This is a genomic window from Bacillus sp. M6-12, from assembly GCF_002860285.1.
In the GTDB taxonomy this organism is placed as follows: domain Bacteria; phylum Bacillota; class Bacilli; order Bacillales; family DSM-1321; genus Peribacillus.
In genome coordinates, this window is sequence record NZ_PGVF01000027.1 from 230180 (window position 1) to 254613 (window position 24434).

The 24434-nt window shown below is 41.6% G+C and carries 29 protein-coding genes; 25 read left to right on the top strand and 4 right to left on the bottom strand.

What is annotated here, in order from left to right; translation table 11 throughout:
- The first annotated feature begins 91 nt into the window (after positions 1-91).
- Entirely contained in the window at positions 92-832 is a 741-nt protein-coding gene (gene fabG, locus CVD28_RS23900) for a 3-oxoacyl-ACP reductase FabG (RefSeq protein ID WP_101597204.1), read from the top strand.
- A 255-nt stretch (positions 833-1087) separates the two neighbouring features.
- Here fabG and CVD28_RS23905 read toward each other — a convergent pair whose 3' ends face one another.
- A complete protein-coding gene (locus CVD28_RS23905) occupies positions 1088-2005 on the bottom strand; it encodes an aldo/keto reductase (RefSeq protein ID WP_101597205.1) in 918 nt (305 codons plus the stop codon).
- Positions 2006-2072: 67 nt separating this feature from the next.
- Complete coding sequence (mciZ, locus tag CVD28_RS23910; RefSeq protein ID WP_101597206.1) at positions 2073-2234, bottom strand: Z-ring formation inhibitor MciZ; 162 nt, start codon at positions 2232-2234, stop codon at positions 2073-2075.
- A gap of 204 nt (positions 2235-2438) precedes the next feature.
- On the opposite strand from mciZ, the gene CVD28_RS28335 reads away from it, so the two are divergent.
- From CVD28_RS28335 to CVD28_RS23990, 17 genes are all read left to right on the top strand, one after another.
- Positions 2439-2597, top strand: a complete 159-nt coding sequence (locus CVD28_RS28335) for a hypothetical protein (RefSeq protein WP_180954299.1) — start codon at positions 2439-2441, stop codon at positions 2595-2597.
- Between the two features lie 114 nt (positions 2598-2711).
- Positions 2712-3269: an NUDIX hydrolase gene (locus CVD28_RS23915; RefSeq protein WP_101597207.1), complete on the top strand. Its 558-nt coding sequence runs from the start codon at positions 2712-2714 to the stop codon at positions 3267-3269.
- The gene (locus CVD28_RS23920; RefSeq protein ID WP_101597208.1) at positions 3262-4437 is read left to right on the top strand and encodes an endonuclease Q family protein; all 1176 of its coding nucleotides are present in this window, start codon (positions 3262-3264) and stop codon (positions 4435-4437) included. Before CVD28_RS23915 ends, CVD28_RS23920 begins: the two co-directional genes overlap by 8 nt.
- A gap of 614 nt (positions 4438-5051) precedes the next feature.
- Positions 5052-5843, top strand: coding sequence for a Flp pilus assembly protein CpaB (gene cpaB, locus CVD28_RS23925; protein ID WP_101597209.1), 792 nt, complete (start codon positions 5052-5054; stop codon positions 5841-5843).
- A 14-nt stretch (positions 5844-5857) separates the two neighbouring features.
- Positions 5858-7009 (top strand): AAA family ATPase, encoded by a 1152-nt coding sequence (locus CVD28_RS23930; protein ID WP_101597210.1) that lies wholly within the window; start codon positions 5858-5860, stop codon positions 7007-7009.
- A 10-nt stretch (positions 7010-7019) separates the two neighbouring features.
- On the top strand, positions 7020-8375 hold the full coding sequence (locus CVD28_RS23935) for a CpaF family protein (RefSeq protein WP_374702565.1): 1356 nt from the start codon (positions 7020-7022) through the stop codon (positions 8373-8375).
- Positions 8372-9298: a type II secretion system F family protein gene (locus tag CVD28_RS23940; RefSeq protein ID WP_101597211.1), complete on the top strand. Its 927-nt coding sequence runs from the start codon at positions 8372-8374 to the stop codon at positions 9296-9298. The genes CVD28_RS23935 and CVD28_RS23940 overlap by 4 nt, the downstream gene beginning before the upstream one ends.
- A 4-nt stretch (positions 9299-9302) precedes the next feature.
- Positions 9303-10235 carry a type II secretion system F family protein gene (locus tag CVD28_RS23945; RefSeq protein ID WP_101597212.1) on the top strand — a complete coding sequence of 311 codons (933 nt, stop codon included), beginning with the start codon at positions 9303-9305 and terminating at the stop codon, positions 10233-10235.
- A gap of 26 nt (positions 10236-10261) precedes the next feature.
- Positions 10262-10468 (top strand): hypothetical protein, encoded by a 207-nt coding sequence (locus CVD28_RS23950; protein ID WP_101597213.1) that lies wholly within the window; start codon positions 10262-10264, stop codon positions 10466-10468.
- A 44-nt stretch (positions 10469-10512) separates the two neighbouring features.
- Positions 10513-11934: a vWA domain-containing protein gene (locus tag CVD28_RS23955; protein WP_257985966.1), complete on the top strand. Its 1422-nt coding sequence runs from the start codon at positions 10513-10515 to the stop codon at positions 11932-11934.
- A 16-nt stretch (positions 11935-11950) separates the two neighbouring features.
- A complete protein-coding gene (locus tag CVD28_RS28340; RefSeq protein ID WP_180954295.1) occupies positions 11951-13465 on the top strand; it encodes a hypothetical protein in 1515 nt (504 codons plus the stop codon).
- Positions 13458-14042 (top strand): hypothetical protein, encoded by a 585-nt coding sequence (locus tag CVD28_RS23965; protein WP_101597216.1) that lies wholly within the window; start codon positions 13458-13460, stop codon positions 14040-14042. Before CVD28_RS28340 ends, CVD28_RS23965 begins: the two co-directional genes overlap by 8 nt.
- Positions 14043-14074: 32 nt before the next feature.
- Entirely contained in the window at positions 14075-14452 is a 378-nt protein-coding gene (locus tag CVD28_RS23970) for a hypothetical protein (protein ID WP_101597217.1), read from the top strand.
- Complete coding sequence (locus CVD28_RS23975; protein WP_101597218.1) at positions 14445-15104, top strand: hypothetical protein; 660 nt, start codon at positions 14445-14447, stop codon at positions 15102-15104. Before CVD28_RS23970 ends, CVD28_RS23975 begins: the two co-directional genes overlap by 8 nt.
- Positions 15094-15558 carry a hypothetical protein gene (locus CVD28_RS23980; protein WP_101597219.1) on the top strand — a complete coding sequence of 155 codons (465 nt, stop codon included), beginning with the start codon at positions 15094-15096 and terminating at the stop codon, positions 15556-15558. The genes CVD28_RS23975 and CVD28_RS23980 overlap by 11 nt, the downstream gene beginning before the upstream one ends.
- 10 nt (positions 15559-15568) lie before the next feature.
- Positions 15569-15922, top strand: coding sequence for a pilus assembly protein (locus CVD28_RS23985; RefSeq protein ID WP_257985967.1), 354 nt, complete (start codon positions 15569-15571; stop codon positions 15920-15922).
- A complete protein-coding gene (locus tag CVD28_RS23990; protein WP_101597221.1) occupies positions 15919-16581 on the top strand; it encodes a hypothetical protein in 663 nt (220 codons plus the stop codon). Before CVD28_RS23985 ends, CVD28_RS23990 begins: the two co-directional genes overlap by 4 nt.
- 51 nt (positions 16582-16632) lie before the next feature.
- On the opposite strand, the gene CVD28_RS23995 is transcribed toward CVD28_RS23990, so the two are convergent.
- On the bottom strand, positions 16633-17151 hold the full coding sequence (locus CVD28_RS23995) for a GNAT family N-acetyltransferase (protein ID WP_101597222.1): 519 nt from the start codon (positions 17149-17151) through the stop codon (positions 16633-16635).
- An 18-nt stretch (positions 17152-17169) separates the two neighbouring features.
- On the bottom strand, positions 17170-17736 hold the full coding sequence (locus CVD28_RS24000; RefSeq protein ID WP_101597223.1) for a GNAT family N-acetyltransferase: 567 nt from the start codon (positions 17734-17736) through the stop codon (positions 17170-17172).
- A gap of 191 nt (positions 17737-17927) precedes the next feature.
- Between CVD28_RS24000 and spoIIM the strand changes: the two genes are divergently transcribed.
- The 7 genes from spoIIM (at position 17928) to CVD28_RS24035 (ending at position 24409) form a co-directional block, all read left to right on the top strand.
- Positions 17928-18575, top strand: a complete 648-nt coding sequence (gene spoIIM, locus CVD28_RS24005; protein WP_101597224.1) for a stage II sporulation protein M — start codon at positions 17928-17930, stop codon at positions 18573-18575.
- A 110-nt stretch (positions 18576-18685) separates the two neighbouring features.
- A complete protein-coding gene (gene fur / locus CVD28_RS24010; protein WP_101597225.1) occupies positions 18686-19147 on the top strand; it encodes a ferric iron uptake transcriptional regulator in 462 nt (153 codons plus the stop codon).
- A gap of 351 nt (positions 19148-19498) precedes the next feature.
- Complete coding sequence (locus CVD28_RS24015) at positions 19499-19726, top strand: YqzK family protein (protein ID WP_101597226.1); 228 nt, start codon at positions 19499-19501, stop codon at positions 19724-19726.
- 4 nt (positions 19727-19730) lie between these two features.
- Positions 19731-20624 (top strand): site-specific tyrosine recombinase XerD, encoded by an 894-nt coding sequence (gene xerD / locus CVD28_RS24020; protein WP_101597227.1) that lies wholly within the window; start codon positions 19731-19733, stop codon positions 20622-20624.
- A gap of 320 nt (positions 20625-20944) precedes the next feature.
- Positions 20945-22132 carry a phosphopentomutase gene (gene deoB / locus CVD28_RS24025; protein WP_101597228.1) on the top strand — a complete coding sequence of 396 codons (1188 nt, stop codon included), beginning with the start codon at positions 20945-20947 and terminating at the stop codon, positions 22130-22132.
- Positions 22133-22146: 14 nt separating this feature from the next.
- Positions 22147-22959: a purine-nucleoside phosphorylase gene (locus CVD28_RS24030; RefSeq protein ID WP_374702566.1), complete on the top strand. Its 813-nt coding sequence runs from the start codon at positions 22147-22149 to the stop codon at positions 22957-22959.
- Between the two features lie 145 nt (positions 22960-23104).
- Positions 23105-24409 (top strand): pyrimidine-nucleoside phosphorylase, encoded by a 1305-nt coding sequence (locus tag CVD28_RS24035; RefSeq protein ID WP_101597230.1) that lies wholly within the window; start codon positions 23105-23107, stop codon positions 24407-24409.
- Positions 24410-24434: the final 25 nt, after the last annotated feature.

The window sequence follows — 24434 nt, forward strand, 5'->3', positions numbered from 1 at the left end:
CTGCAAAAGCAGTCAGACCCTGAGGTGATACCCTGGAATTGCTAGTTAATCAGATAGAAAACTTCTTGTTTGGAAAGGAATCGAAAGCAAAATGAGATTAAAGGATAAAGTAGCCATAATTACAGGCGGTGCAAACGGAATAGGGTATGCGGCCGCGCGCGTTTTTTTAAAGGAAGGAGCGTCGGTGGCCATCGCCGATTTTAATGAAAAATCAGGTATAGAGAACGTAAATAGTCTAAAGGAACAGGGCTATCAAGCTGAATATTTCCAGGTAAACGTCGCTGACCGCAGCAGTGTAGATAGCATGGTGGAATCTGTATTGGCCCGATTTGGCAGGATAGATATTCTGATCAATAACGCAGGCATCACCCGGGATTCCATGTTAACCAAAATGAGCACTGAAGATTTTCAAAGGGTTATCGATGTTAATTTGACAGGCGTATTTCACTGCACTCAGGCTGTCGTTCCTGCAATGGTTAAGCAAGGATACGGCAAAATCATCAGTACCTCTTCAGTATCAGGGGTACACGGCAATGTCGGCCAAACAAACTATGCAGCTTCAAAGGCCGGAGTAATTGGCATGACAAAAACATGGGCAAAAGAGCTTGGCAGAAAAGGCATAAATGTTAACGCAGTCGCACCAGGCTTTATTGAAACCAGCATGGTCGAATCTGTGCCTGAAAAGGTAATTGAACAGCTGAAGGCAATGATTCCGCTGCACAGGCTAGGCAAGCCAGAGGATATTGCCAATGCCTATTTATATCTATCATCCGATGAAGCAAGCTATATAAATGGAACCGTCATTCATGTTGATGGCGGGATTATGATGTAAATGAATAAAAAAATCTGCCCTGCCACAATCAAATGGCAGGGCTTTTTTGTCCTTTAGCCAGTTTGTCCCTTATACAGTGCCGCAAAAATAATATAGACCTTGCTGTAGAAGGCAGTTTTTCACTGCAAGGGTCTGGCTTTCGTTTAATATAGTTGCGCTTAATTGTCCTGTTCTATTGCTAAAAAAGGTTCATTCGGTTAATAAAACCCTTAATTAGAAAAAGGACCAAACTGATTTGCCTGAACATCATAATAATTACCGATGGCTTTCATACCGGGATTGTTTAAAAATATCCTTCAAAATCAGTAATTCTTCCTCATCAAGCGGGGGGCTCTTTACTGCTTTCACATTTTCGCGGAGCTGTTCCAAAGAGCTGGCACCGGGAATAATAGCTCCTACAGCTGATGAAGCAAGTGCATACCTTACGGCAATTTCATTCATGCTCCTGGACGGCAGCTTTTCCACAACCTTCGGCAAAACCCGTTGCAGGTCCCAAAAGCTGTAATCCAAGTAGCCATTCTCTTTAATGCTGCTGGAGGCTTTGTCCAGCATTTTATCGCTGAGCAGGCCTTTAGCTAACGGCCCGCGGGCAATAATGCTGACATTATTCTCTTCAATAAGCCGCATCCACTCCTCCGGGCGCCTGTCGAGCAGACTATATTGCATCATGATGCTGACGATTGAAGACCGTCTAAGATACTCTTTTATCACATTGGGACGGATCGAGGAAATTCCGTAATAACGGACATGCCCTTCCTTTACCAATTCCTCAAAAGCCTCAATTGTCTCGTCAATCGGGTCATCAATGGTTCCGCCGTGAAGCTGGTATAAGTCGATATAATCTATGTCAAGACGTTTTAAGCTGTCCTTTACGGCTGCCTTTATATGTTTCTTCGACGGTTCCCAGCTCCAGCCGTCTTTTTGCTCATTCCAGCGGTTCCCCGCCTTTGTTGATATAACCACCTTATCCCGGCAATGCTTCAAAGCTTTCCCGACGATTTCTTCATTTTTGCCAAAATCATATAAATCCGCAGTATCAAAATATGTAATTCCTTCATCGAGTGCAGCATGTATGATTCGTATCGCTTTTTCATCATCTGATCCAAGGGACATGCATCCAAGTCCCATTTCCGACACCAAAAGCTCCGAGTTTCCCAGTCTTCTTTTTTTCAAGGCTTTCCGCTCCTTTGTGAGTTTATTTATTCCATTGTATAGGAGGTCCGCCTCTATCTCAAAAGATTCACTTTCCCCTTTTTAATTCAGTTGTCTTAGCTGGACCATGAACATCATTGATCCAATCACCAACCAGAACATATTTGCGGCGGAATTCCTTCAGCTTCTGCTGAATCTCCCAGCCTTTGCCTGCTAAAACTATTCCTTTATCCAATACATATACCTTCATAGGACAACCTCCATAGTAATTATTGCAGTTTAACGGGCAGTAATTTCCCTCAATATATTTATATGGATTCAAGGGGAATTCTTTTCGGGAAAACTGCCCGTAAAAACCCGATTGGTTCAACTAACCATCAGTAGGAATAAATTATTTAATGAAATTGCTTGAAAGTTTAACAATCCCTGCATGTCCAATTAAGAGGGCATACCAGTGATGGAAGTTTCACTTTATCGCAGATTAACGGGCAGTAATTTCCCTCATTATATTTATATGGATTCAGGGGGAATTCTTTCCGGGAAAACTGCCCGTAAAAGCCCGATTGGTTCAACTAACCATCAGTGGAACAAATTATTTAATGAAATTGCTTGAAAGTTTAACAATCCCTGCATGTCCCATTAAGTAGGGCATACCACTGATGGAAGTTTCACTTTATGGTAAAATGTATGAACAATAGTGCTGTTAATAGAACAAGGAGTGGCAAAAATGAAGAAATTTGAAGAAAAAACGGTAGCTTCGGAAAAAATATATGATGGAAAAGTAATCTCTCTTCAGGTGGATGAAGTGCTGCTGCCAGATGGAAACCGATCGAAACGGGAAATTATTAAGCATCCGGGTGCTGTTGCGGTTATTGCAGTTACACCTGAAAATAAAATAGTAATGGTTGAACAATACCGTAAAGCACTAGAACGCAGCATAATAGAAATTCCGGCCGGAAAACTAGAAAAAGGCGAAGAGCCTGTGGCTTGTGCACATCGTGAGCTGGAAGAAGAAACTGGCTATGTATCTGAAAGCATGAACCATGTAGCATCTTTTTATACTTCGCCAGGTTTTGCTGATGAGCTTATTCATGTATTTCTCGCCGAAGACCTGAAAAAGAAGGAAGATGCGGCCTCTGCTGACGCTGACGAGTTTGTTGAGGTAATGGAATTGAGTCTGCAAGAAGCCATTGATTATATGAATCGGCAAAAAATTTACGATGCTAAGACGGCTTTTGCTGTCCAATATTTGCAGCTGAGAGAGGCAACGAAAGCGAATGAATGACTATTATGTGGACCTCCATATCCATATTGGCCGTACTAGAACCGGCAGGGCAGTAAAAATTACGGGAGCAAGGTCGCTTACGCTCAGCAGCGCTTTGAAGACAGCAAGAGAAAGAAAAGGCCTGGACATGATTGGCATTATAGATTGCCATTCTCCTGAGGTAATAGAGGAAATAGCAGAATTAATAGGAACTGGTGAATTAGCGGAAAAAACGGCTGGAGGGCTTCAGTACGGAGATATGACCTTTATTCCGGGCTCTGAGATCGAGATCAATGATGCCAATTGCCAGGGGCCGATACATGTGCTCGCATATTTACCCACTATAGAAAAGATGAAAACCTTTTCAGCTTGGATGAGCGGCTATGTTAAGAATATTAATTTAAGCTCACAGCGAATATATACGGACGCCAGAACACTTCAAAAAGCAGTAAAATCACTGGGCGGTCTTTTTATTCCCGCCCATGTGTTTACTCCGTTTAAAAGCCTGTACGGAAAAGGAGTAAAGCAAAGTCTTACCGAGGTTTTTGATAAAGAGTTTATAGATGCTGTTGAGCTTGGTTTAAGTTCTGATACCCAAATGGCGGAAGCAATTGCCGAACTGTCCGACTACACATTTTTAACAAACTCTGATGCCCACTCGCTCGGGAAAATTGCCAGGGAGTATCAGAAAATAGAAATGAAAGAAGCAAGCTTTTCAGAGCTTGAAAAAGCACTAAGAGGGCAGGATGGCAGAAGGATTGCTGTCAATTACGGATTGAATCCTCTGCTTGGGAAATATCATAAAACAGTGTGCGCGAAATGTCTTTCCATGCAGCATATAAATAAGACGCTTTGCAGCCTTTGCGGCAGCAATAAGATCATCAAAGGTGTTTCTGAACGAATAGAAGAATTGGCGAGTGCCGGACAAAAACCGGAAAGGCCCCCATATGTTCACCAGGTTCCCCTCGAATTTATTCCCGGGCTTGGACCAAAGCTAATGGATCGCCTGCTGGAAGCCTTTGGCACTGAAATGTCAATTTTGCATAAGGCTGCTTATATTGACCTGCTGAAAGTCGTGCCCGAAAAAGTCGCGGCGTATATTGATCTCGCCAGAAGCGGAAGGCTGCAGATTGAAGCTGGCGGCGGGGGTAAATATGGAAAGGTGAAATCTTCTGACCAGTTCATTTGAATTCTTCATAGGGTTATACTATTCAGTCCCATTGCGGGACTTATTGTTATTCTAAACGGGCTAGTAACCAGGCTGTCGATTAAATTCGGCAGCCTTTGTTTATTATAAAAAATTATGATAATGGATAAACAGAGCAAGCTTAGCCAGATTACATAGGAAAGAACGACGCTTGCCAGTGCAGCTAGAAAGTTTAGTTATCTAAATTTATGTTGCTGCGCCCCCACCTATTTCAGTATTTACTTTGTTACATGCAAGAAGTGAAAAATAAGTTAATGTACCTATTATTTGTAATATTTGTAACGGAACTTTAGTGAAATTTACGAAAAATTAGTTTCTTCCAAGTAGCACATGCTCTTATACATCCTGATGAATCATTGCTTTTTACCTAAATTTTCTATTGAGACTTTCCTTTTATAGGATGAATTTCTTATACAGTAAATGGAAGCTTTATTGGTGAGTTTGACGTTTTTGTGAACAGATGGTACTTATTGTGTAGTGATATGTGGAAAATTTAAGGTAAATATTGGTTGATAAGTTTTAAAACGAGGTAAATAGTAGTAAGCGAGTTACCAAATTTACCAGGATAAAACCTATTTTAGGAGAGAAGATGCAGGATGTTAGAGTCAAAGAGGAGAGCCGCTATATTTTTGTTTCTTGCTTTTCTTTTAGCTTCTGTGGCGGCTTATTTAGTGTATGAGAAGGTAAAGAATTTAAACGCAGAACTTGGAGGGATGACAAAAGTATATGTTGCGGGGACCGATATTCCCGTACGTACGCCAATTCAAGAGAGTCAGATAACTACAACGGAAATTCCCAATAAATTCGTAAACGAAGGATTTATAACGGATAAGGATGATTTGTTAAATATGGTACTGGTTGTCCCTTTATCAAAGGAAGAAATAATAACCAAAAACATGATAAAGCCATATTCAAACCTTCGGGAAGAAAACAACAGGCTTGTTGCTATGTATCCTTCCGAAAAAGTCCAGTTTGATCAAATAATTGAAGCATTAGATAGGGTAGACATAATCGTTTCTACTGAAAATAAAGGGCAGACGAAAACGGAAATCTTTATGAGGGATGTCCCCGTTGCCTTTGCAGAGGGGAAGGGCGATAAATTTGCCGGCGTGGCTTTGGAAGTGAATATGAAGGATGCTCCAAAATTAATACATATTCAAAATTATGCAGATAAAGTGAGAGTACTTAAAGCCAACGTAGGAAAAGAAGACCCTCCGCAAACTGCAAGCCAAACGGAAGTAACTAAGCAATCAAAGGTTGCACAGCCAGCGCCCGCTGCAGCGCCACCGCAGCCTCAAAAGAAGGCCAGCCAAACAGGGACTAAACCAGCTGTAGCGCCTAATCAGCCAAAGACATTACCAGCCACAAATGAAAGCAAAAATAAATAGCAAGAGGGAATCATATGGAGCCGGATCTAAAAGTTCTATTAATTAGTGACGATGAGGTCATACATAATCAAATATTAAATGCTGTCTCAGCAAGCTATCCTGTCCAGCTGATACATACCAAGGAAGCTGTCCGAGAGGTGAACAGGGACGTGCAGGATATCGTTATTTATGTACAGCCTGAAACCGATATTGCAGTGGAAAGCATTCAATACATAAAATCGGTAGGACCTTCCACTTTAGTCATTTACATTGCAAAAGAAACAGATTTTACCCAATTGAGAAACATCTCGAAAGCCGGAGCAGCAGAGTTCTTTGTTTATCCGGAGGAACACAGTCTTTTCGTTAGCCGTTTTCCTGCCATAGTTAAAAACTATGAAGCTCAAAAAGTGAAAAAGGCGGATGCCCCTGCTTCATTTAGAAGAGGCAGAGGCAAGATCTTCTCGTTATTTAGCGGGAATGGGGGAAGCGGAAAGTCGAATTTGGCTTCTGCGTTAGCTCAAACTCTTAAAGTCGAATCAACTGCGGAAGTGATTTTAATTGATCTTAATCTCCAATTTGGAGGGATTGAAACATTGCTTTCCATTCAGTCCAACAGGTCGATTGCCGATCTGACACCTGTTATTGATGAATTAAACGAGAGCCACATCCGCAACGTTTCTCAAAAACTGGAGTCTTCTAAGCTGGAAGTACTGATTAGTCCTTGTGACGCGGAAACAGCAGAAACCATTTCTGAGGAATTTATTGCAAAGTTATTAAGAACCTGCAGGCGAAGCTTTGATTTTGTGATTATTGACTTGCCATCTTATATGAACAGTCATGTTGTAACAGCCTTGGAAGAATCGGACCAGATTTACTATGTATTGAATCCTGATACCCCTTCTTTAAAAGTATTAAAACAGTTTGAGGAATTATCAGTGAGATTGGGAATCGAGCTGCCTTCCAGAACGTCAATTATCCTTAATAAAATAGGAAGAGAAAATGAGATTCAAGAAAAAGACCTTAAGAATGTTCTAAGGTTTCCCATTGCGGCCGCCGTCCGTTTGGATCATAAAGGGCTGCAGCCTTTTTTGAACAAAGGGGAGCCGGTAAGAAAAACAGTAAAAGAGAGAAGGCTTATTCCGTTTGCAAAAGATGTAAGAAAATGGGGGCTTTCTGTACTGAAATAGGGGGATTCGCATGGTGGCATCCTTATTTGAAAAACGAAAAGAGAAAATTGCCAGCTCAGCTAAACTGCAATCATATCAATATGAAAATCATCTAGTAGATGAACTGGTTGAGCATTATAAAGCCCGGCTCTTAAGGGATACCAATCTCGAAGCGCTGACTCAGCTGTCACAGGGTGAAATGAGGCTGAGAATCGAGCAGCTTGTAAGCCACTTTATGGCGGAAGAAAAGGTGATTATCTCCCGTCATGATAAGGAAATATTGATTACACGCATACTTGATGAATCGGTGGGTTATGGCCCGCTTGAACCCTTGATCAATGATCCTGCAATCACGGAGATATTAATCAATGGCTGGAATGAAGTATATATCGAGAGGCTAGGGAAGCTTGAACTGACAGAAGTTGTATTTAGGGATGACGATCATGTCCGTCATATCGTCGACAGGATTGTAGCTCCGATCGGCAGAAGGATTGACGAGAGCTCCCCGATGGTTGATGCCCGCCTCCCTGATGGAAGCAGAGTGAATGCGGTTATCCCGCCGATCAGCCTAAATGGGACATTGGTATCGATAAGGAAGTTCCGGAAAGAACCATTTAAAATGGAGGATTTGCTGGATTTCCATACGCTAAACTCTTCGATGGCCGATTTTCTAGACGGAATTGTCAAAGCAAAAATGAACACTTTGATATCCGGCGGAACAGGAAGCGGAAAAACGACTGTGCTTAATGTTCTTGCAGCCTCAATTCCACATGGTGAACGAGTTATCACTATTGAAGATTCTGCAGAGCTTCGGCTCGACCGTCCAAACGTTGCCGGACTTGAAGCGAGGCCAGCCAATGTTGAAGGCAGCGGTGAAGTTTCCATCAGGCAGCTTGTGAAAAATGCACTTCGGATGAGGCCAGACAGAATCATCGTTGGAGAAGTCCGAAGCGGTGAGGCATTTGACATGCTTCAGGCGATGAATACAGGGCATGAGGGATCATTAACAACGGTCCACGCAAATTCTCCGGATGATGCCCTCCGGCGGGTTGAAGCGATGGTGGTTATGGCCGGGATGGAGCTGCCGAGCCATATCATTAGAGAATATATCGTGGGTGCCCTTGATATTATTATCCAGGCTACCCGGCTAACAGATGGTACCCGGAAAATCATTTCTATATCCGAAGTCGTCAAAAAGCCGGATGGATCCCATGAAGTAAAGGAAGTCTTCCATTTTAAAAGAACCGGCATGAAGCAGGATGGCTCAATTGAAGGATATTTCACGCCAACTGGATACATCCCGCAGTGTCTGAGCAGGCTTGAGGTTTTTGGGATAACGATTCCAGAGGCGGCCTTTACTCCGATATACGAAGGGGTGAAGCAATGACACTTTTTATAGTTACTGCACTTACTGTCCTGATGTTCATCATTTCCGGATATTACTATCTGGACTATCGAAAGGACAAGCGTGAATGGAGAAAGCAAGTTCACAATTTTTATAATGAGGGAAATAAGCGAAAAAGCTTCATCGTTTTATTAGGGGACAGATTTGACCGAACAGAAACAGCCCAGCCGATATATGAAAAATTAACGGGTGCAAATATACCGTTTACTCCCTCCGAGTATATTGGCGCCCTGGCGGTTTCCTACATGGGTATCATCATCATCCTGCGAAACTTTTTCAGCTTAAAACTGTCAATCACCTTTATTTTGGCAGTCATTATGCTTGAGGCTGGCAAAAGGGTGCTTTTTCTGATTAGAAAGAACATGGTAAAGCAGCGGATTATTGAACAGCTTCCTGAAATTTGCCGGCTCTTGGCGAACTCCACTCGTTCAGGGATGACTTTAACCCAAGGAATAAACATGGTAGCACAGGAAATCAGCCAGCCGGCTAAAGGGGAGTTTCAAAGGCTTGCACAGGAAATTACCCTGGGGATTGACTTTAATTCAGCGTTAAGATCAATGGAAAAAAGGATTAACAGCAGGGAATTTCAATTGTTTGTAGCCACGCTCTTAATCCAGAAGAAAGCAGGGGGAAACCTCTACTCGGTTCTGGATGAAATGAGCCAGACGCTCGAAGAACGCAAAATATTGCAGCAGGAAATAAAAACAATGACAGCGGAGCAAAGATATGTCTCCTATCTGGTTCCTCTTATCCCTATTATTCTAGTACTTATGATGAATAATGTTATAGATGGGTTCCTCGACCCCTTATTTTCTGGGCTTGGTGTTATTCTGCTGATATTTTTCCTTGGAGGAACAGTTCTAACGTTCATTCTTGTAAGAAAAGTGACAAATATAAGGGTGTGAAAACGTGGATGGATTATTAGTTATTATTATTTGCCTTTGTCTTATCTTTTTAGCCCTTAGCCTTAAAAGTTTTTACAACTTTGTGCAGGCAAAAGCAGAGCTGAGAGAGGAAATAAAAGAAAAAACGTATATTTACAATGCGCTGGACAAGAGGGTTACAAGAAAAGAAAAGGTCATTTCTAAAATGCTTCAATATGCAGATGACTTTTCTTCTATGGGGCAGCGAATTAATTTCTTTAGCGAAAATGAAGATATCAAAAAAAAGCTGATGCAGGCAGGTTTTCCATATCAATTAACAGTTGAACGTTTTCAGGGCTTAAAAATTTTTTTGATGATCGTTGGGCTGTTAATCGGCGGTATATCGCTGATATTAAGACTGCCTTTTGCTGAAGTTGCCGTCATCATCTATCCGGTAGCCGGATTTATGGGCACGATTCTCTGGCTAAACCAAAAAGCTAAAAACCGCCAGGAGGAATTATCGTTTCAGCTGCCTGATTTTTTGGACACAATGAGCGTGACACTGCAGGCAGGGGTTGGCCTGGATCAAGCTTTACGTGATATTGTTCCTTATTTTGAAGGACCAATCAAGACTGAATTTGGCCGCTTTATCCAGGAAACGGATGTAGGGGTTCCCCGCGCAGAGGCATATCGGTCACTGTTGGACAGAAACAGCAGCAAAGAGTTTCAAATACTGATTAAATCGCTTATCCAGGGAGAAAAGCTGGGTGTTCCCATTTCCCGTACCTTCAAGCATCAGGCCTTGGAAATGAGGAAACTCAAAAAGGAAAAAATAAAAGAGCAGGCTGCAAAGGCCTCGCCGAAAGTAACTCTGATTACTACATTTATCGTTATGCCTTCTGCTTTGGCATTGATTGGAGGCTTAATGGCCATCAATCTATTCAATGACAATAGCAATCTATTTAATATTTTTAAATAATCCGAATGAAAAGGGAGAGATTTACTATGAAAAACATGATGATTAAAGCTTGGACTAAAATGATGTATCCGGTGAAGAACGAAAGGGGCGCTCAGTCTTTGGAATGGCTTGGCCTTGCTGCTTTGCTGATTCTTGTATTAGGCATTGTTTCTCAGGCAGTAAGCAAGAGTGAAGGAAGCATTGGAGATGTCATCACTAAAATTATTGATAAAATTACCCAAATGGTAGGTTAAGCAAACAATTACATATCAGTCTGACACAATTAAGGTGGGAAATGATGAAGCTGTTAAAATTCCATTTTGCTATCATGTCTGCATTATTAATTTTAGTATCAGGCTGCAGCCAGGATGGTCAAACAAGTACTGAAAAAGAAAAAGCTGAGGCAACCGAAAAGGCCGCAAAAGAAAAAACCGAAGCAAGTGAAAAAGCAGGGAACGAAGAAGGAGAAAAGAAAGCAGCGGCAGAAGCGTCTGCACAAAAAGAGATTGAGGCTGAACCACTTCCTGCAACCTACGAACAACTTGCAGCAAGGCAGGTCGGCGAATATGAGGAATTTAGCTTCTTTATGAATGACGAGGACAAAAAAATGGTATTGGAAAAATTTAAAGAGCTTCCGGATGTATCAAATAGTCCCTCTCAAAATGAACTTGATATTTTTTATAATAAACTGCTGGATATGGTCCAGGAGGACTATAAAGGACCTGAAGAAGCAATAAAACGGCTGCGTTTTCAATCAATCGGGGATCCAGAGATCAAGGATACACGCTACCAGTTTAAAGAAAGGCTAAATGTGCAAATCATTTTGGACGCTTCAGGAAGCATGGCACAATCTGTGAATGGAAAAGCCAAAATGGATGCGGCCAAGGAATCTATTTTGAAGTTTGTCCGCACTCTCCCTAAAGAAGCAAATGTGGGGATAAGGGTGTACGGGCAAAAGGGAAGCAATGCGGATTCGGATAAACAGATTTCCTGCAGCAGCAGTGAGATTGTCTATCCTATTTCTCCATATGACCAAGGAAAATTCCAGGCTTCACTTGATACGATCAAACCTGTGGGCTGGACGCCGATAGGGCTTGCTTTGAGAGAATCTCAAAAGGATTTATCCAGGTTTGATGGTACAGCAAATACAAATATTGTCTACCTTGTAAGCGACGGGATTTCGACATGTGAGGATAACCCTGTACAGGCTGCGAAGGATTTATATAATTCCAATGTAACTCCAATCGTAAATGTAATAGGGTTCGATGTGGACAGTAAAGGGCAAAATCAGCTAAATGAAATCGCTGCTGCCACAAAAGGGCTCTATTCAAATGTCGCAGACGAGACGGAATTAAGCAAAGAACTGTCAAAACTTAATGATCTCGCTGAAACATGGCAGGATTGGAAAGAGCAGGGTATGCAGAATATCGAATTCAAAAAAACGAGGAACAGTTTGGATATTTTTAGTTATATCACAAATGAAGAAGTTAAATGTACGGATGAAGAAACAACCATCTACCTGATAATGTCAGTCTTTTGGCAGGAAAAGTTAATGGAAAGAGAATCCTACGATTACCTTGATAAGAAAAATAATGAATATCATGACTGGATCTCTAGCGAGATTGATAAGTTTAATGAAGAACTTAGAGCATTAAATGAAAAAAGCTACACAGAAGCCATAAGCGCTTTGGAGCAAAAATATCAGCAAAACACTCAGTAACGGGGTGAGCGATTAGATGGGGAAAATAAAATTCCACAGGTTAACTGCCATGATGATGGCTGCCGTTCTGCTGTTCTGGATCTTCTTCCCATCCATAATTTATGCCGGCACTTTTATTACTCCGGGAAAGGCTATCACACCGGGAGAAGCATATCAGCCCGGACAGCCGATTGAAGGGGGCGTATTCATTGTTCCCGGCGAGGTATATCAGCCCGGAAACCCTGTTGATGCAGGAAATTCAGGTTCTTTATCAGGGCAGCCTATCTTTCCCGCAAAACCGTTAGCCAGCGGTACTTTTATTATTCCAAATGCAACCCCTATTCCCCCAGGTTCACTTTACTGGGAACTTAAGGGAATGGAGCAAAATGGAAGTGCTATTCAAGGCGGAACCCCTATTAATGGAGGAAGCGGAGTTAAGGGGGGACAGGGCACTAATGGGGGCCAGGGTCCGGACGGAGGCCAAGGCCCAAATGGGGGTCAAGGCATAAATAGAAGCCAAGGTCTGAACGGGGGCCAAAGCATAAATGGAGGCCAAGGCCTGAGCGGGGGGCAAGGCATGAATGGAGGCCAGGGTCCTAACGGGGGCCAAAGCGTGAATGCCGGCAAGGGTCCGGGTGGAAGTGCTGGAACCGGTGATGGATCTGCCGGAGAAGAAAAACCTCCCTCCCTGTTAAATATTCTTGTCAAGACAACGGATGGAGAAAGAGGCTGGTTTAGCCATGTTGCAGGTTTTTTTGATGACTATAAAACCTACGGTCTCGGTTTTTTAAACCGTGATGTTGCTGGAGCCGCTCTTTCCTGGTATGGAGGATTTAACATTGAAAAAATTGCCGGAACGGACGCTTATAAAGTATCTGGCCGGAAGAAATTCGATAACAAAGTTCTGAATAATCTTTACCAGCGATTTAAAAGCTATGATGTGAATGGGAATGCACGGGCACTGGGAGACCATACAAAAAGGATCAAGGAAACAACATTTAATGCATTCCAGCAAAGCAAACAGAATATGACCACAGACATGGATCTTAAAACCTTCGTCAAAAATTCTGTTGTTTCCGGTATCAATGATGGCTGGAATCCATTTAGCAAAAAAGGGCTGAATAAGGCCTTCTTTGCTAAAAGCAATGTGATGAAAATGAACGGCCCTCTAAACTATGCCATGGCAACTGCAGGGTCCATTTGGGATTATAGTCCTGCCGGAAGCAAATCTGATAAAGGCTGGGCGTCTACAGACTTTGCCGCAGATGTTACGACTGAACTGGCTATTGGGGTAGGTTCAACTGCTATAGGAAGTGTTGCCTCAAGCATTGCAACCGGAATGGCAGCCGGATCGGTAGTTCCAGGTTTGGGTACTGTCGCCGGAGCAGCTGCAGGTCTAACCGTTGGTCTTATTACAACATACCTAATCAATGGCACTGAAAGGGGAAGGAATCTCAAGAAAGGCCTCACAAAGGGAATTAAGTGGGCTTATGATGGGATAAGCAAAGGTGTTAAGAGCGGATTTAGAAAGTTGGGTGGATTATTTGGATAAGAAAGCTGATTTTATGAAAGGAAATTCGTTTGGCCTGCTAGTGCTGGACCTTTTAATTGGTTCAGGAGCAAGTGCCATTCCGTCAGGGTCACTTTTCATTTTTCTTATAAATATGCTTATAACTATTATAGGTTTATCCATCTCCAGATATTGGTGGAAAACTGTGCCGGGTACGGTGAGATATAATTCTCTTGTAACATTCGTAATGCTTATATCTATGGGGTTTTTTACGGTAACTCCACTGCTGAGAATCACTAATGATACATTGCTGTTCTGGCCAGTTCTTTTGCTGTATTTACTGGTACTGGGTTATTCATTATTTAAGAAGGAATTGATCTTTCAGGCCTTTCACAGGCCTGAAGGATCAAGAATTGCTTTTGGCACATTTGTATTTTTGTTTGTCTTAATTATTATCGGGGCTTTTTCGTTTAGAAATGGTCAGGAGCTCCTGATAATGAATATGCTGAATGATCACCAGGGGGCGTTCTTTATTTCCCTGATGTTATTTGGCATTGGTTTATTAGTTTCATTTATATCCTCTGCCATGCTAAAGAGACCAGAGGATATAAAAAGCTGATAAAACTGCTGATAATAAATGGTGGGGAAAATATGTTTAATTTAACTGGGTTCTTAAAGGGAATTGGAATTGTTCTGGCTTTGTTTATATTTATTTCCTTTTTGCTTGGACTTTTTAATATCAATCAGATTGCACTTTCATTGTCGATTCTTTACGTTTTATGTTATGTGCTAAACGGTGTGCTCGCACCCATCTGGAATCCGGAAACTCCTTATTTTGCCAGTTACCTGGCCAGCATTTCACTAACTGTGATCAATCTATTATTTGCTGTTTTTGTGTTTGATGTAATGGTATTTGCTGATCCTGCAGAAATCAATATAGGGCTGGTGCGTAACTCGGCCATTTCACTTATTGTGTCGTTTGCCGTTATACAAATTTTAAAAAGAAAAAAGGTACTGCAAAATGATTAGGGATATTACTGAGATGTTTAATCGGCATTTATTTAATATTATTCTCATTAATTTAGTATTGGTTATGCCCTTCACATTTTTTATTTTTTCGGCCATAGCTTATTTTGGAGGTATTGAAACCATTCAGCTGAATAATCTGATTATAGTTTTTTTGATCATATTTAATTTTACAGCTTTGTTTCCGCCTTTCTTTTACATGGCCAAGAACGATTTAAGTGATACGTCTTATAAATTGCTGGATTTATTGAAGGTGTTTTTTGAGAAATTTGGTTATATCGGATTCTTTACTATTGCTTTGTTCCTATTAGGAATGTTTGGTTCCATTCTGTTATTCATACCAACAGTTTTGGCCACAGCTGCCATTTTGCTGATTCCTCTATACTCTGATGAAAAAAGCATAAGAAAAGCTCTTAACGGCGTTTGGAAGGTTTTAAAAGAAGAACATATTTTTATCCTTTTGGATGTAATGATTATTGCAGCGTTAAACCTGCTGGTATGGTCAGGCTCTCTGTACCTGTTAGCTGACTTTGAAAATAATAGTTTTGTATATATAATTGTCCGCGTATTGCTGAATGCATTTTTATTTCCGCTTATCTTCTTTTACTTAACTATTAAATATCGAAAAGATTTGGGTGCAGGCTATGGAGAATGAAAAGTTTGAATGGGGTTTTAAGAAGGTAAAAGTATGGTTTGTAGTGCTTTTAACCTGGTTAACTTTAGGTGTCTATCTCGGGTATTGGTTTCTAAAGGAAAGGAACACTTTAAAAATGGCTGATAAACGGAAATTAATCCCGATTAAAATCTGGTGGCTGGCAACAATTTTTCTAGGGCTTTCCTTTTTATACAATCTGCTAGGCAGAGCAATATTGACTCCTTATGGATTTGCATTGTTTAATTCCTTCGATGTTATTTTTTCATTCTACTTTTTAGGGCTGCTTTATTATTCAGTATTTAGAGTAAGAGATTTGTTGGAGGAGGAATACCGAGAGGCCATATTTAGACCTTGGTTACTCGTTCTTTTTCATGTTTGGTACCTCCAATTTAAAATAAATAGATTGGAGGCAGCTGGCAATGAGCAGAGCTATAAGGCGACGATTGCGAAATGAGAAAGGCTCTGTGAGCATTGAATTTCTCGGTATCCTGCCATTTTACTTTATGTTTTTCCTTCTCCTCTGGCAAGTGGTTGCTTCTGGATATGCCGTATTTACAGCTAAAACGGCTGTTAACAATGCCGCCAAAACGTTTGCAGCCACCAACGAGTTAACCGAGGCTATTGACTCAGCACAGGAAACTCTGGGCAACAGCGAAGTCATCTCATATAAAAACCTCGTGACTACCGATCTGGGAAACGGAAAATTTAAAATAGTATTATATACTGACCATTCACTTACCTTTATCCCTGATCAATGGAGAAAAAAAGCATCTTTGGAATTGGAGCAGGAAGCCATTGGCAAGGTGATGGCTCCATGAGCGTACTCAACAATGAAAGAGGCAATGCCACTTTTTATTTGCTTTGGCTGCTTGGGATTGTGGCTCTTATCTTTGTTATCACGATCAACATTGTGAAGGTGTATATTGTAAAAGAGCAAGCCAATCTTTCAGTTGAACAGGCCGCTCTGGCTGCTACAGCGGTTCTGCTGGAGAAAACAGATTACGCTGTGAAGGAATTTGAATCTTCGAGTCCTGAATCGGCTGCACAGATGATGCTCGACCGCAAAAGCATCAGCCAATTAATTGAAGAGAAGAAAGCAGAGTATATGAACAGCGGAAAGGATGAGGCAACCGCCTATATTAAAGCGGCCAATGAAATCCTGCCCTCTAGACTGGTTCTATATCCTACATTAAAAAGTGCATTCAGGACTAGCCTAGGAGCCTCTGAGGCTGAAATATCATCAATAGTAGCTCCAGAAGTGCAGGAAATCATTTCTCAAAACAATGCGAATGCGGATGACACCACAATCGAATTTTCAACAGAAAAATGGCGCATTGAAATAAAATCAACTGCAACTTTTGAATCCATAGCTGATAATAAATATATTTCCTATTTTCTGAGGGACATTCCTCAAAAAGGATATGGCCCTGTCCTTGAATATATTGAGAGTGTTTATGCTGGAAGTTTAATTCTTTAACCCCCAAAAAAATCCCTGCAGCGATGAATGCAGGGATTTTTTTGGGGGGGCTTATAAATTCAAAACCATATAATCTTCGTCCCAGTAAATATCTCCATCCTTCATGGCACGCTTTTCCGTGCCGAAAATGGTAAAGCCAGCCGAGAGATAGAGGTTTTTGGCAGCCTCGTTGTTGCAGTTGACAGTTAGGTTGATCTGTTCCATACCATTTAATTTCCTTGCTTCAATTATGGCTTGTTGAAGTAATTCCTTTGCCAAGCCGCGTCCTCTGAATTCAGGATCAGTATATACAGCAAATAGTGAGGATTTATGGTGCATTTTTCTGTGGTTTTCGCGAACAATTGTCATCACTCCGGCAAGGAGCTTTCCTTCGAAGGCACCTATCGTGAATCCATTTTCCCCGAGCGCGAGCCTGCTTCTTGTCACTTCTAAAAAGTTTTGATTAGCTTTTGTTTCTTCGTATGTAACAGCAAAAGCCTCGGGACTCTCCTGTAAAGCCTTTAGTCGCAGTCTGACATAATCTTCTGCGTCCTCTGGCTGGAGCATCCTGATAGAAAAAGACTCTATCATAATTTAAAACCTCCTTTACTAATTCTTGTTTGTTCTTGCATAAACGCACGTATCCCTCAATTCTTTGCCATCTGCACTTCTGCTGTCGTTTCTCATAACTGCTTCCAAATCAAAGCCCAGCCGTTCAGCTACTAATTTGCTGCGTACATTTTTTGAGTCACAGCGGATTTCCACCCGATTGGCTCCATAAAAATCAAACGCGAAACCGGTAAGAGCATCGACAGCCTCCGTTACATATCCCTTTATTGCATACCGGGAGTCGATCCAATAGCCAATTTCAAATTTTGGGATATCCCAGTCAATCCGGTGAAGTCCGGTTGAACCGATAAAAACATCATCTGATTTCCGATAAATATGAAGCCTGAAATCCTCTCTAAGGATAAATTTCGCATATGACTTCCTGATCCCCTCCTCCACTTCATCCAGCGTGGATTCTTTTTGTGCGAATGGAAGCCACTCCATTAGTTCTGCCCGCGAGTGGACCAATGCATCATGGACGGCTGCTCCATCGCCAGGCAAACAAGGCCGGATATAAAGTCTCGCTGACTCTATTTTTTCAGGAAAAGATTGAATGATAGGATTCATCTTTAAACCCCCTATTAAATTGCTACCAACAATAAGATTGTTTGAAATTATATCACAATTTTCGCTAGCAGATGGAAAATTTTTCTTTATAAATATTTCAGGTTTTGAAGGTCTTACTCTGCAAAATAAAATGTCATAAACGGAGGCAAAAATCATAGAATCTAGTAAGTGATAATCAGGAGGAGTTAAAAATGAAGAAAAAAAACGCAATTCAAGCCGCCGCAGCCAACCATATTCGCAACAATTCCTCAATATATATTTTTATCACCGTCCTTTTTCTGATGGGAGTTATATTTGGGGCAGTGATAGTCAATAGCTTAAGCTTTACTCAAAAAGAGGATTTGTTTTATTACCTATCACAATTTTTTGGACAGGTTTCCATGGGCAAGGTAGCAGCAAGTCCGGACATGTTTTTTCAAAGTCTTACCCATAATGTTAAATATATAGGAGTTATGTGGATTCTGGGAATCTCTATCATCGGTCTGCCGATCATTCTTTTGCTATTATTTTTAAAAGGCATGGTTGTCGGATTTACCGTCGGATTTTTGGTGAACCAAATGGGCTGGAATGGATTGCTTCTTTCATTTGTAGCAATCCTTCCCCAAAATATCATAATCATCCCGATTTTTATCCTCATCGCTGTTCTATCTGTGTCATTATCAATAAAGCTTATTAAGCGGCTTTTTCTGAAACAGCTGCGTGAACCGCTGAAGCCTGTGCTCTTAGGCTATTTAGCTGTACTGGCTTTTTCCATCTTCTTTTTGAGTGCCGCGGGAGCAATCGAAGCTTATGTTTCCCCAGCTCTAATGAAAAATGCAGTTTCCCTTCTAGCTAAGTAGATTGCTTCTTTTTTTAGAAACATTATTTTTCCTTAATAAGAATGAATGTATTTTGACACTTCCCCTCTATTTGATATAATAATAAAGACTGCGGCGCGGGAGGGGAATATATGGAGACCAGAATCGATAGAATAAAGAAACAGTTGCACTCGTCCAGCTATAAGCTGACGCCTCAGCGGGAGGCAACCGTCCGTGTTTTACTTGAACATGAAGAGGATCATTTAAGTGCAGAAGACGTGTACCTCCTTGTGAAAGAAAAGTCGCCTGAAATAGGATTAGCAACTGTCTATAGAACACTTGAACTCCTTACTGAATTAAAAATAGTAGATAAAATAAATTTTGGGGACGGCGTTTCCCGTTATGATTTACGGCAGGAAGGGGCAGCTCATTTTCATCACCATTTAGTTTGCATTGAGTGCGGGGCTGTTGATGAAATACAGGATGACCTGCTTGAAGATGTCGAAGCCATTGTGGAGAGGGATTGGAATTTTAAAATCAAAGACCACAGGCTTACATTTCATGGAATATGCCATAGATGCCAAGGCAAAACAATTGACACTGAACAAGAATAACTCTTTCCAAGCGGAAAGGGTTTTTTTGTGGTTTTAAAAGGAATGCGTCAGATTTTTAAAAAAAGATGTCTTTAATTGGAGAAATTTAGATTGCTTTTGAGACCCATATCAAGACAACGATATTATCCCGTGAAAACAAGAACTAATTCCGTGATGAATAACATAATTCCGTGAAAAAAAGAAGCAATTAGGTGAATCAGATTAATTACGTAAAAGCGATTTTTTAGAGTATTGATTCGGTTTCCATTCTCCGTAAAGATAATCCACTGCCTTCAGGAATGCTGTTTTATGTATAAAACCTGTCCTAATTGGCATAGATTGAAATAGGATTATGATCGGAGGTAGCAGGGAATGAAGGCAACGATTAGGAATGCGTATCATACTATGAAAGTTTTTGTTTTGTTTGTTAGCTTTACTGTTCTTTTTTATTTTGGAATGGTATGGTTAAATCAAGAATATGAGAATTATCAGCGTTATGATGAACCAAAAGGAGCGGCAATAAAGGTTACAAAAGCGGTTGAGTCAGGTGATGAAACATGGTTGGACCGTTTATTGCTGTTTTATTTGAACGGAGAATAATAGAATGGAATATCAACTTAAGGACTTTATCCACTTTTTAACAGTTGAAAAAGGACTGGCAAAGAACACATTGGTGTCCTATGAACGAGATTTGAGGTCTTATTTGCTGTACCTTAATAATGTAGAAAAAATATTGGATTGGAATGAGTGCCGCAGGACTCATATCATTCATTTTCTGGCCCATTTAAAGGATCAGGGAAAATCAGCGAAAACATTGGCGCGCCATATCGCTTCGGTTCGTTCCTTTCATCAATTCCTTATAAGGGAAAAAGCAGCCGACCAGGATCCATCAGTTCATATTGATTCTCCAAAGCTGGAAAAGAGTCTTCCAAAGGCATTGAGCCAGGCAGAGGTAGAGGCTTTGCTTGATTCGCCCCGGGAAAATACCCATTATGGCAAAAGAGACAAGGCGATGCTCGAGCTTATGTATGCAACCGGTATGCGGGTCAGTGAACTGATCAGCCTGGACGTTAGCGATGTGCACGCAGCTATGGGATTTGTCCGCTGTGTCGGGAAGGGTAACAAGGAAAGAATAATTCCGATTGGCCAAACGGCATTGAATGCGGTCGAGGATTATTTGACTAAAGGAAGACCGCACTTTGCTAACCGGAAAACGAAGACGGAATCGCTATTTCTGAACCATCTTGGCAACAGGCTTACAAGACAGGGCTTCTGGAAAATATTAAAGAAGCTTGCAAAAGAAGCATCCATTGATAAAGAACTCACTCCGCATACACTTCGGCATTCGTTTGCGACCCATTTATTGATGAATGGCGCAGATCTTCGTGCCGTTCAGGAAATGCTTGGACATGCCGATATATCGACAACGCAAATCTATACCCATGTAACAAATGTAAGAATTAAAGATGTTTATTCTAAATTTCATCCTCGAGCATAAAAAATGGCAGAATAATAGTTTCTCAGAAAAAATTCCAGCGGCCGTTAACGGTAAACAGGCCGCTGAGGAAAAATATAAGATCCCCTAATTGAATGATAACTATAATTCATGTTTGTAAGAGGGCTTACTTTTCGCTTAAAATAAAGAGGTCAGACTTCTGACATTAAAAAGAAAACAGCAATACATAGATTAATTAGGATTCTAAAGGGAATTATACAATGAGAAAAAACTCAGCCAGAATGTTCCAAGGCAAGTGAGGTTGGGAAAAAGATGAATTGTAAGTAACTAATTTCCTATTTATAAAATCAGGAGGGATAAATATGGAAAATACATCAGCCTTTAAAAGGGTGTTTTTAATTGTAATGGATTCAGTCGGAATTGGAGAGGCGCCTGACGCTGAACTGTTTGGCGATACCGGTTCGGATACCCTGGGTCATATTGCTCAGAAAATGAATGGACTTAATATGCCTAACTTAGGGGCAATGGGTTTAAGCAATATCCGTGAAATCCAGGGGATTAAGAAAACTGGAAATCCAACTGCTTATTATACGAAAATGAAAGAGGCTTCAAGGGGCAAGGATACGATGACAGGCCACTGGGAGATTATGGGCCTCAATATCAGTACTCCATTCCGCGTGTTTCCTGACGGATTCCCTGAGATGCTGATTCAGGAGCTTCAGGCAAAGACCGGACGCAGCATTATCGGTAATAAACCGGCAAGCGGTACTGAAATCATTAAGGAGCTTGGGGAAGAGCATATGAAGACCGGAGCGCTGATTGTCTATACGTCAGCAGACTCAGTGCTTCAGATAGCGGCTCACGAAGATGTTGTTCCATTGAAAGAGTTATATGAGATTTGTGAAATTGCCAGGGAAATCACACTTAGGGATGAGTTTAAACTGGGACGTGTGATCGCGCGTCCGTTTATTGGCGAACCTGGTAACTTCCAGCGTACGCCGAACCGCCATGATTATGCATTGAAGCCTTTTGACAGAACGGTAATGAACGAGCTAAAAGATGCCGGCTATGATGTTCTGGCAATCGGTAAGATTTCCGATATTTATGATGGAGAAGGTGTAACCGAATCGTTCCGGACCGTTTCCAATATGGATGGCATGGATAAACTGGTCCAAACACTTGAAATGGATTTTACGGGTCTCAGCTTCTTAAATCTTGTAGATTTTGACGCGCTATACGGCCATCGTCGGGACCCAATTGGCTATGGAAAGGCGCTGGAGGAATTCGATGCGCGGATGCCTGAAGTACTGGAAAGATTAACAGAAGATGACTTATTGATCATAACAGCCGACCATGGAAATGATCCGGTTCATCCGGGAACAGACCATACCCGTGAATACGTTCCGCTGCTTGTTTATTCAAAGAGATTTTCATCCGGTAAAGAGCTTCCTGTAAGAGATACTTTTGCTGATATCGGTGCAGCGGTAGCGGCTAATTTTAAAGTAAAAATGCCTTTGTTTGGTAAAAATCTTTTAGGCGATATAGAATAAGGAGAGTAATTATGATGTATGAGAAGCTAGAGAAAGCTGCGGAATTTATTGAAGGAAAGCTTCAGGGAAAGCCGGAAATCGGTTTGATTTTAGGATCTGGACTTGGGATACTGGCCGATGAAATCGAAAATCCTGTAAAAATACCGTATCACGAGATCCCGGAGTTTCCGGTTTCAACAGTTGAAGGCCATGCAGGCCAATTAGTACTGGGAACCTTAAGCGGTAAACAGGTTGTCGCTATGCAGGGAAGATTTCATTTCTATGAAGGCTACTCAATGGATAAAGTCACGTTTCCGGTTCGTGTCATGAAATTGATCGGGGTTGAAAAACTGATAGTAACAAACGCTGCTGGCGGGGTTAATGAAGAATTTTCAGCAGGCGATTTAATGCTGATTACTGATCATATTAATAACACAGGTACAAATCCTTTAATTGGTCCAAACGATGAAAGATTCGGTCCCCGATTTCCAGATATGTCTGAAGCCTACTCCAAAGAACTGGGCGAAAAAGCAAGGGATGCTGCGCGTAAGCAGGGCATTATCTTAAAGGAAGGAATTTATGTCGGCAATTCGGGACCAACGTATGAAACTCCTGCAGAGGTCCGATTGGCGAGGGTGCTTGGAGGAGATGCGGTAGGAATGTCAACCGTTCCGGAAGTCATCGTAGCCAGACACAGCGGCATAAAAGTGCTTGGTATTTCATGCATCACCAATATGGCTGCTGGCATACTTGACCAGCCGCTTTCCCACGAGGAAGTAATAGAAACTACCGAGAAGGTGAAGCACAGCTTCTTAGGTCTGATAAAAGAAATTGTAAAGACCATATAGAAAAACGAAAAGCGCCCTCACAAAAGGAACGACGACCAAGGTCTGGCACATCCTGTGCGCCGGGGCTTGGCGCTGAAGTTAGACCTCAGCAGAAATTAAGTAATTATTAGATGTTAACCATAATTTAAAAAAGTGGTGAATCGTAATGAGAATGGTAGACTTGATCGAAAAGAAACGGGATGGGCTGGAGCTGGCAGCAGAAGAAATTAATTATATAATCACAGGTTATACAGATGGCAGCATCCCTGACTATCAAATGAGCGCGCTTGCGATGGCCATTTATTTTAACGGAATGACAGAAAAAGAGCGTGCCGATCTGACAATGGCCATGGTCCATTCAGGGGACACAATAGATTTGTCTGCCATAAAAGGCATCAAGGTAGATAAGCACAGTACAGGGGGCGTTGGCGACACAACGACATTGGTTCTTGGACCTCTTGTGGCTTCGGTTGGCGTTCCGGTGGCAAAAATGTCAGGACGCGGGCTTGGACATACCGGCGGTACGATTGACAAGCTGGAAGCAGTAGAAGGATTCCATGTTGAAATCGAAAATGAAGAGTTCATTAATCTAGTTAACCAAAACAAGCTTGCAGTCATAGGACAAAGCGGAAATCTTACCCCAGCCGATAAAAAATTGTATGCACTGAGAGACGTAACTGCAACCGTTAACAGCATTGCCCTGATTGCCAGTTCAATCATGAGTAAGAAAATCGCTGCTGGTGCTGATGCGATTGTTCTGGATGTGAAAACTGGTGCTGGTGCTTTTATGAAAACACTTGAAGACTCAGAAGCTCTTGCAAGGGCCATGGTTAATATCGGGAATAATGTCGGGCGAAATACGATGGCTGTTATTTCAGATATGAGCCAGCCGCTTGGCTTTGCGATAGGGAATGCGCTAGAGGTTCAAGAAGCGATAGATACACTTAAGGGTGAAGGGCCGGATGACTTGACTGAGCTTTCGCTGACACTTGGGAGCCATATGGTCCTTCTGGCAGAGAAGGCACAATCATTCGATGAAGCAAGGGCTCTTCTTGAAAATGCGATAAAAGATGGCTCTGCCCTAAAGGCCTTTAAAGTTTTTCTGGAAGCCCAGGGAGGGGACGCAGCTGTTGTAGATGATCCTTCCATGCTTCCTCAAGCAAAATACATATATGAGCTGGAAGCGAAAGAGGATGGGTATGTAGCGGAAATTGTTGCTGATGAAGTGGGTACAGCAGCTATGCTTCTTGGCGCAGGAAGAGCTACGAAGGATTCAGTTATCGATTTGGCTGTCGGACTAATGCTTCGGAAAAAGATCGGAGATAAAGTATCAAAAGGCGAATCCCTAGCCACCATTTACAGCAATTTTGAAAATGTTAACGAAGTGAAAGACAAGCTTTATGAAAATATCCTGATATCTAAAGAAGAGGTGCCAATGCCGATTCTGATCCATAAGGTCATCACCCCTTAATGACAGGATAAGTTAAAGTTCATTG